General features: G+C 44.4%; 1 protein-coding gene. It reads right to left on the bottom strand.

Annotated features, from left to right (window positions below):
- Window positions 1–394: 394 nt before the first annotated feature.
- Window positions 395–6,334 carry an InlB B-repeat-containing protein gene (locus ACKI3C_RS09060; protein ID WP_407404231.1) on the bottom strand — a complete coding sequence of 1,980 codons (5,940 nt, stop codon included), beginning with the start codon at window positions 6,332–6,334 and terminating at the stop codon, window positions 395–397.
- Between the last annotated feature and the right edge of the window lie 825 nt (window positions 6,335–7,159).

Genomic DNA, 7,159 nt, shown 5'->3' with positions numbered 1-7,159 from the left:
GATCCGCGCGTGGAATCTGCAAAAAAAATCTATTGTAGTATAGTTACAACAGATTGCTCTGATTTAACTGAATAAGAAATTATTCTAATTATTTTAATTTCTTTCAGTAAAAACCAATCTCTATGGACTCAGTGGGAGATATAAATTTTCTTCTAATTTCGGATAATTTCTTTCAGTAAAACCAATCTCAGTTCAATCTGATAAATCCGTGTTTAAAAAAATAAAATTATTTTAATTATTTTAATTTCTTTCAGTAAAAACCAATCACTGTGGAAGAAAAAATTTCTTCTAATTTCGGATAATTTCTTTCAGTAAAAAGCAATCTTCTTTCAGTAAAAAATTACCCTGAAGCAATTATGCCCCAGGGTAATCTGTTAATTATAAGAAATCGCGATTAACGCACCATCTTGGCAGTGCTGTGAGTACCGTCGGTGTACTCAGTAACCACGATATTGATGCCAGGCTGAGCCTCGCTGCGAGCACGACCAGCAATGTCGTAGAAGCGCACGCTCTTAACCTCACGGCCAGCAACGTCAACATCCTTCACCTCAGTAACGATGTTGTTAGTTACAGTAAAGTCGAGAGGATAGACCACGTAGTCAGAAACGAATGCTGACGGAGCAACCTTAGCAGGAGCGCCAGCAGCACCACCAGCTGCGTGAGCCGAAGCATTCTTGGTTACAACAGCAAGGATGGTATAGCGGTCTTCACCGATCTCGGCAGGTGCGCCTCCGTCATTGTATGCCCAGTTGACTTTCACGCCACCCTTGAGGTCGCCAGAGTTGAGATGAACTTCTTCACCTCCGCTCATAACAGTCTGGTTAGCAGGAACCACAAAACCAGTGCCGTTCCACACAGCCTCGGTGATGTAGCAAACCTCCTCAATCTTGGGATTCATGAAGAAGAAGTTCTTGCCCAAAACAGTTACATAGTCATAAGTGTTGTCGTCCCAGAAGCTTGCCATGTTGTAGGTGTTAGCACTCACGCTGTTTCCTCCTTCAATAGCAGCATTACCAAAGCTAGATACATCGATCACGTGGCTGACGCCCTTGTGACCGTGATAAGTACCCTTCACATTTTTCAGCTGTCGGTTTTCAACCGTATTATTCATATCGGTGCCTTCGGGGAATGTGAGCATAACCCAGTTGTGCTGAGTGTAAGAGTCGGCATTATAACCGCCATACCATGTTGCGTCATAGGTGTTCTCGCGGTAAGCATAAGACTTAGCCATATCGTGAGCCCAAGCGGTATTTCCAACTACTTTAAATACTACCAAGTCATCTGTGATGGTGTAAACCTTGTCGTTGTCCTCGATACCGTTAGCCTCGAGTTCGCCCAGGGTAACCTCGTTTTGAGCCTCACGCCAGTAGAGGTAAACCTCGCTGTAGTTCTTGTTGTCATTTGAATAGTTACCGAAGCGGGGGTAGTCAACGCCCTCTGAGGGGTTGCTGAACCACTTGATGCGACGATCACTATCAGCTCCATTGAAGTGCAGCTCAGCCACATTGTCAAAGCGAACGTTCACGCTGAATTTTTCGCTGTTATCAGCAGTGAGCAACAGGGGCAGATAAGTCTCGGCAGAGGTTGTTGCACCCTTAACGAGGTAACCGTTTGCCGAGTTGAAACGCCATTCGTTAGTTTCCTTGTTGCCACCGAGTGTGAATACTGACACCTTGCTGCCCTCTTCGAGGGTTGCAGTGTAGAAGTTCTCGCTCAGTGTTACGCCAGTCTCAGCACGACGCCAGTTCTTGGTTGTCTTGGCTTCTCCATCGCTGCCCACGCCATGAGCGTCGGCGTTGTCAATGCTCAAGCCGTAAATTGCATCACCAGGCTTAGAAACCACGATGTATTCACGACCTGCCACCAAGTCATCAGCGCTTGTAACCAGCTTGAAGTCACCAGTTGCAGGAACAGGAGTTGCGGTTGTACCAACGATAGTAACATCACGCAAGTAAGTGTAGTTAGATGAAGAGAACGTGATTGTGCTCAATGTTGTTGTACCATCCATTTGGATTGTGAAACCGTTAAATCCATTATCAACGCTAGTTGTAATGGTCTTTGTGTCCACAGTATTGCCATTCACAGCAACAGTCATTGTCTCGGAATCTGTTTGAGAAGCAAACAGAGCGGCGTTGAATGTAATCGACTGTACATTGATTGCAGGAGTGATGGGAAGCGTAATTGTACCTCCTTGTCCACTTACACCTACACGAAGAGCTTTATACTTGCTATAGTTAGCTGCTAAAATCTGTGAAAGAACCAATTCGTCAGTTCTGTTACCGTCTATGTATTCTGTGCCATCCTTCGTTACCTTGCACAGAAGTTCATAGGTGTTGATAGATGAACCAGAATTTACGCCCGAGGGTTGAGCATCCATAGCCCAATTAATCATTGCAGTGATGGGTTCGCCACCAGGAGTGGGAGCTGCGGTGATTGTGTAGGTCTCGCTCACGTGTGAGCTTTCGTTCTCGCCAGCTACGGTGTAGGCCTCTACAGTGCTTGTCGAAGTAACTACAAACGCATTTTTGTAAAGTTGTGCTTCGCCATTGTTAATCTTGACATAAGTCTTAGCGCCTGTGAGATTGCTGTTTTGAGTGATGGTGACAGCAACAGGTTCGTTAGAAGTCTTGGTCTCGGGACTGATTGCGGGAGCAAACACGCTTACCAGTTTGTATTCGGCAGTTGCGCTCTCGCTGGTGCGCTTGCCACTGCCATCACCCACCATTGCATAAGCAACGATTGTGGTCTCGCCTGTTACATCAAGCTGCTTGGTGTAAAGTGTGGGCTCGGTAACGCCGGGGGTCATTGTGTAGTAAATCTTTGCTCCGGTTGTTTCGCAAGAGATACCCACCTTCTTACTTGTGCCTTCGTAGGTGCCGGGCTCAAGGTTGAACACGGGAGTTGATACCTGAGGCTTAACCTCGATGTCGTAAGTTGCAGTCTTGTCGAGATAGGTGACAGTGACAGTTTGTGTGCCAACCTGTGTCATGTCATAACCTGTGAATGTAGCAGCATTGGTTACATCCTTAGTAGTGTTGTCGTCAAGGTGAGCAGTAACGGTTGCTTTCACAAACTCATCATCCACATAGAACTCAGTGGTCTTGTTGCTCAGCTCGATAGACTCAACCTTCACAGTATTGGCAGGACGAGTAGTGTAACCGCTATAAGTTACAGAACCACCGCCACCGCCGTAGGTGATAGAGATACTGCTGAGGTACATTGCGTCTGAAGCCGAGCGTAAGCCAATGTAAGGATAGTCTCCTGTAATATCAAGTTCAGTAGATGTACCCTTAACAATAGTACCAATCAAAGTGCCTTGCGTTTCATCTAAGTATAAGTCTGACGCATTTGTATAGGCAGAGGTGCTACCATATACATTCAGCGTGCGACCGTCCATTGTACTGCTATTCCATTCAACAGCAACCTTAGTAGCATTGCCGCCAGATTTTGTGGTCACAACACCTGAATTATCATTTTTAGAGCGGAGCTGGATTGATTTATAACCGCCTGCATTGTTACCTGCATATACGGCAGTAGAGGTTGCAGTTTTTCCACTCCAGTCGGTATAAGTAGTAGAGCCTTCTGTCACTCCGGTGGTGCTTAAGTTAAGCACATCGGTTGTTCCTGTGCCGCCTTGACCACCTGTTTCGGTTGCATAGACTGCATAGTAGTTACCGGCAGTGGTTGCATTAGCAGTTGTGGGTGCATCTACATAGGCGGGAACTTCGTCCTGCGGCTCGATGATCTCAACATCCTTCATCCATTTGCCAACGAATTTCTTGCCGTTGATTTCGCTTTGCACCTCATAAGCTGTTACAGCTTCGCCGTCAAGCTTATTAGCGTCTTTCTGCTTTTCGATACCATCCTCATACCATGCAATGGTGTAGGTGGGAATAACCTCAAAGTTAGCGCGAATAGACACGTTGTCTTTGACTTCATAAGTCATGCCAGTAGTCCTGGTTGCCCAATTCTTTTCACCTTCTTTATACTGCCAGCTTTTATATTGGTAGCCGGCAGCGGGAGTACATTCGATAGTAAGGGTTGTGCCTGTGTAAACTTGAGCACCGCTTTCGAGAGCAGTCTCGCCATCCTTAACCACGAGAGTACCGTTCTCGGGAGTCGCGATAGTTACAGTGTATTTAGCCTTCTCAACAAATGTAGCAGAAACGGTCACTGCCTCGGCGGGCATGGTGAACTTGCCATCGGCAACGGTTACCTTGCCACTTGCACCAGCAACTGTGAGAGATTCCAGAGAATAATGCTCAGCGGGAGTGACAGTAAGTGTCACCTCGTCGCCCTCAGCAGCCTCAGCCACGCTTGCGGTTACAGTACCATTCTCCATCGGAGCAACAGTGATAGCATACTTGGTTACAGGATTTACAACAGTAACCATGAAAGTTGTCTCGGCAGCCTTATAGCCATCGGCAACGAGGGTAGCGGTGATATTTGCAGTACCAGTCTCATCGCCTGTAGCCAACTCATCGTCGACAGCGATAACTACGTCTTCGTTGTCCGAAACATATTCAATCAGATATTCGCCAGTGACATTTGTAGTGACAACGGGATTGATGTCTTCGCCTTTAGCCACTGTGATGTCAGCGATAGAGAGGGTAGCAACCTTGTCGTGCTTAACAAGAACATTATTCTTGTCCATTTCGTAGGTACTACCACTAGTGTTGGTGAATAACTTGATTTTACCTTTAACAACCACGTCGTCACCAACGGTGATATCGGTTTGGGCTGCAAATTTCTCGCCGCCAAAGTTCAAACCTCCATAAACCTCAAACTCATTGTTGTCAATCCAATAAGTAATTGAGCCGTAAGTTGAATTATAGCTGTCAACCTGGCTTACAGTACCCTTAACGTAAACCTCGGTCTCGAGGTCCTTGCCAGCGTCGATAAGCGTCTTAGCCTCGGCAACAGTGTAAGCAGTAGCCTCGGTGTTGGCAATAGTCTGTACATTGATAGTATAAGTTGTAGTTTCGCCTTGATAAGTTACAGTTACAGTTTTCTCACCTGCTGTAGTCATATCAGGAGTAGAGAATTCAGCCAAACTTGTTACATCGGTTTCGTCTTCGTCATCCCACAATGCTGTTACAGTGATACCGTTATGGTTGAAAGCATCACCTTTCCAGAACTCAGCAGGAGTACCAGTTACCCCTATAGCAATCAGCTCCTTCTCTGGTGTGGGAGGAGTAGTGCCGTTTTCGTAAGTAACAGTAATTGTGTTAATCGTAACAGAACCTGTTGCATTGAACATTACGTTCTCGGCCTCGCCAGTCCAAGTGCCAGTAGAATACGTACCGTTATCACTAGCCAGACTAAGATTATTTAAGCTTGAACCTGTAAATTCTACTTTCTTTATTTTTGTGCCAACAGTCACGCCAGAGAAAGTCAAACTTCCGCCATTTTTGTACACGCGCAAGCTTGTTGTTCCGTTAGAATTCCATACACGAGTTTCTGTTCCACCATTAGTGGCAGTCATGCTTATGCCATTTGATGTATAAGCCGAGGTGCCTAAATCTGTTCCTGCACCGGCATCAGGTTTCGTGATACCTAAAGCGGCAAGCCCTGCGTCTGTATTGAAAATAAAGGTTGCAGTAGTACCCGAAGGTGTAGGACCTGGTGTAACCTCATTGAATGTAGCTGAAACGTTAACATTGGCAGCGGGCATTTTGAACTTGTTGTTGGTCACTGTGATTGTCGCGCTTGTTGACGCATTTGTCACGTTCCAAGTACCAAACTCATAGCCCGAAGCAGGAGTTGCTGTGAGTGTAATCTCATCATTTTCCTTCGCAGTAGTAGCACTTGCAGTTACAGTACCACCTGTAATGTTGTTAGCAACGGTTACAGAGTAAGTAGTAGGAGTGGGAGGAGTTACGCCACCATCCTCATAAGTAACTTCAACAGCAGCAATACGACGATGACCAGTAGTTCCGCCAATTGTAAAAGTTACATCAGCATTAGAACCAGTCCAAGTTGGAGAATTAAATGTTCCATCAGATGCCGTTATCGCATTTGTCCCTTCACCAGAAGCAAAAGTAAAAGTGACTTTTGTGATTTTTTTTGCGAGATTAGACGCAACTGCAATTGTGTTACCACCATAGGCTCGCACTGCTTCACCTGTAGTATAATACTTTGGAACATTACTATTATTAGTACCCTTGCCGAATGTGATTGAAATTTCATCATCCACATTAACCGTTTTTACTTCTGCCTGGTTATCGTAGCCAGCAGTGGACGCTGTCCATTTGACGGTCTTCGTCTCTGCCTGCATTTGGGCCATGGCTGTGGCTAGCAGGAAGAACATTAGAAAAGTTAGTAATTTTTTCATAAATGTTTTGTTTTTAGTTATTAATTTATTTTTATTTATTTTTTTGCAACTGAAAGAAATTATCCAAAATTAGAATAAATTTTCTTTTGTCCAATAACTACAGATTTCGCTGATTAAAAAATCTGTTTAATCTGATTAATCTGTGTAATCTGTGGTTTGTTAGGGGCAACAAAAAAAACAGACAAAGTCACCGGGGGAGGCTATGGGCTTCCCTCGCTGCACGTTGTCTTGTTTCTACGTTTAGTCCTATCCATAAAAGCGGTGACTCATGCCCTATTCGAGTCGGGGGAGATCAGCAGTGTCTATCTGGGGGGCTTGTTCTTTCCACGGCTCACCAAAATGTCACCCAATCATTCTCAACAGCAGAATTTAAGCATAAATCTGTAATTCAGCGACAAAGGTACTACTTTTATTGGAAATTTCACTACTTTTTTCAGATTTTTTTCACATTACCCGCAAGAAATTTTTCAACTCCCACAGAGGCACAGAGCCCACGGAGATTTTCTACTGAAAGAAATTATCCGAAATTAAAAGAAATTTTATTATCTCCCACAGAGGCCACGGAGATTTTTCTACTGAAAGAAATTAAAATAATTAGAATAATTTTATTTTTTAACCATGGATTTATCAGATTAAACTGAGATTGGTTTTTACTGAAAGAAATTATCCGAAATTAGAAGAAATTTTATATCTCGCACAATGTCCACAGAGATTGGTTTTACTGAAAGAAATTAAAATAATTAGAATCTTATGTCTTAAAAAAATCTCTGTGGCCTCTGTGTCTCTGTGGGAGATCGTGTGAAGAGGGGGGGTGGTTACTTGTTG

It is taken from the genome of Sodaliphilus sp. (assembly GCF_045598405.1).
GTDB lineage: Bacteria > Bacteroidota > Bacteroidia > Bacteroidales > Muribaculaceae > Sodaliphilus > Sodaliphilus limicaballi.
The sequence above is the reverse complement of the archived record's forward strand: the minus strand, read 5'-3'. Positions and strand labels throughout refer to the sequence as shown.